3 protein-coding genes and 1 riboswitch are annotated in these 2153 nt (G+C 37.9%); of the genes, 1 reads left to right on the top strand and 2 read right to left on the bottom strand.

Annotation, left to right across the window (positions count from 1 at the left end; translation table 11 throughout):
- Positions 1-125 precede the first annotated feature (125 nt).
- On the top strand, positions 126-368 hold the full coding sequence (locus tag ACTHOQ_RS18770) for a cAMP-binding protein (RefSeq protein WP_440497714.1): 243 nt from the start codon (positions 126-128) through the stop codon (positions 366-368).
- A 177-nt stretch (positions 369-545) separates the two neighbouring features.
- On the opposite strand, the gene ACTHOQ_RS18775 is transcribed toward ACTHOQ_RS18770, so the two are convergent.
- Positions 546-1022: a DUF4871 domain-containing protein gene (locus ACTHOQ_RS18775; protein ID WP_440497715.1), complete on the bottom strand. Its 477-nt coding sequence runs from the start codon at positions 1020-1022 to the stop codon at positions 546-548.
- 152 nt (positions 1023-1174) lie between these two features.
- Positions 1175-1681, bottom strand: a complete 507-nt coding sequence (gene thiW / locus ACTHOQ_RS18780; RefSeq protein WP_440497716.1) for an energy coupling factor transporter S component ThiW — start codon at positions 1679-1681, stop codon at positions 1175-1177.
- A 236-nt stretch (positions 1682-1917) separates the two neighbouring features.
- A riboswitch (TPP riboswitch) is annotated at positions 1918-2007 on the bottom strand.
- Positions 2008-2153 lie beyond the last annotated feature (146 nt).

The raw sequence follows: 2153 nt of genomic DNA on the forward strand, positions 1-2153 counted from the left end.
CGTCCCTCTTTTGTTTAATAAGGCGGGATAAAGTTTGTGTTACGTTTATTTTATTCGGCAGAGGGAATATTCTTTACATAAAGGTTAAAGCATCACACATTCTAAAAAGAGGAGGTGTGAAAAAGATGAAGAAGAATTCGAAGGCCAATCATGAAGAAACGGAAATTGAACAAATAAAGGAGACATTCGGCTTTTCGCATCATGACAGCGAAGCATTACTTACACATGCAACGGAAGTGCAAACAACCGATGTCATCCCTTTGGAAGAGCTGAATGAATATGCGAAGGTCGACAGTTCGACTACAAAATTGAACACTTTCCGTCGTGAAAACACATCGGCTATTTTAGATCGGGACGGACCTAGATAGTAGAAGTGCCAGGTACATACACCAGTCTGTGCCTGGCATTATTATTCCATTCCATGCGAAATATCTTTTTTCAGAGGGTTTAAAAAAGTAAAGTCTGTTTTAATATGAGTAAAGCCCCATAAAATAAGTTATGCCCATTCTTCTTCGACTAACACACCCGTTAATTCAATGGGTCATTTATTTTTCATGAACTTTTACATAAACACTTCCAAATATTTCATCGCCAATATAAGCATCCAACTTCCACATTCCGCTTTTAGGGAGCATCATATTAGTTGGGGAATGTTGATCAGCACCATTATTAGGGCTAGGAAAAGAATTCCCTATTGTTGAAACAACTGTTACTTCCTCATCACTGTTTTCGTGAGTTCCCAAAACCTTAAAATCACCAATTAACTCATCTTCATTTCCCCAAAAGTGCCACATATACTTTTGTACTTTGTCTGGATAAAATCTAACTACTTCGCTATCATCGTAAATAAAACCCAAACGTCCTTCTTCCCCGATCATTGTGTAATTTCCTGATTTAAAAAGAGGGCTTTCATTCCAATTGTGTTGAATGGCTTCTTCTTTTATTGGTTCTTTGTCATTACAGCCCGCAATTACTAATGCTAAAAATACTGCGCAAATCAAATTCAATTTTTTGTTGAACATAAAAAACACTCCCTTCTTTTTGTTTTTATTCCCGTTAAACTTCAAACAACATTTATTGAATTAACCTGCCTCGTTAGTTGAATAACTTCAACAAAAAAGTGCATTTTTCCTTCTTGCCTTAACGCACCCCTTACTTGTGTATTCAAATAACGTCAATTTGTCTGGGAATAAAGCATTCCATCAAAGGCTTTGTTTTTTACCAGGATTTTGAGTAAACCATAACCTAAAAGAGCCCCGGTAAACGAACTCATCATAAATGCAGGCACAAAACCGAATAAAGCCGCTTCTTGCCCTAATAGTAAAATGGCAATAGGATATGTAGCAATAGCACCGAGTAATCCTGTTCCGAAGACTTCGCCCAATGCAGCAAACCCGAGCTTTTTTGTTTTTGAAAAAAGAAGGGCTGCCAGCAACGCGCCGATCATGCTTCCCGGGAACGCAAATATACTTCCCGTTCCCATTAAATTCCGCATTGTAGATGTAAGAAAAGCCTGCAATACTGCATAAGATGGACCGAGCAATACAGCCGACAGCACATTTGCAAAATGCTGGACCGGGAATATTTTGGCAAATCCTAATGGAATATAGACAAAGCTGCTTAAAATAGTTGTAATTGCAGCTATAATCGCTGAATATGTAAGTTTTCTCGTTTTATTCATCACTGCCATCTCCTAAAAAAGCTTATTTTGATCGAATCTACTGCAAATTTTTCTATGCCTTCATTCCTCCGGATAGCGGTTTCCTTATCTATTACCACGTCACATATCCCTCCTTTTCCTTGCTGGAAGCAAACAGTATTTTCCCGCATTGGAAATCCCTCATTGTAAATAGCTTCAACAAAAAAACCACTTTCAAACAAAGAAAGTGGTATCATAGCCCAACATATAGCAAAATAAGCCGGTCGACACTACTTTCCTCCGCTAGTATTAACTAGATCAGGTGCAAAGGGTTCTTCTCAGCCAAACAGGCGCCCCTAGTAGATGAAATATTGAATTATCGATGGATGTAAAAGTATAAGTTTTAATGAAATCCCCATATATTCGATCACGATTTTTCAGCAGACATCGGTAATGGTTTATTTTCACACATATCATACCATGCTGATTGAATTATGCAAATGCCCCTAAAGGA

The sequence above is a fragment of the Solibacillus silvestris genome, from assembly GCF_051967575.1.
Classification (GTDB): domain Bacteria; phylum Bacillota; class Bacilli; order Bacillales_A; family Planococcaceae; genus Solibacillus; species Solibacillus silvestris_B.

Bases quoted from the DNA above. Each gene is read 5' to 3' on its own strand.
- ACTHOQ_RS18770 (WP_440497714.1), top strand. From the start codon at position 126: ATGAAGAAGAATTCGAAGGCCAATCATGAAGAAACGGAAATTGAACAA.
- ACTHOQ_RS18775 (WP_440497715.1), bottom strand. From the start codon at position 1,022: ATGTTCAACAAAAAATTGAATTTGATTTGCGCAGTATTTTTAGCATTA.
- thiW (WP_440497716.1), bottom strand. From the start codon at position 1,681: ATGAATAAAACGAGAAAACTTACATATTCAGCGATTATAGCTGCAATT.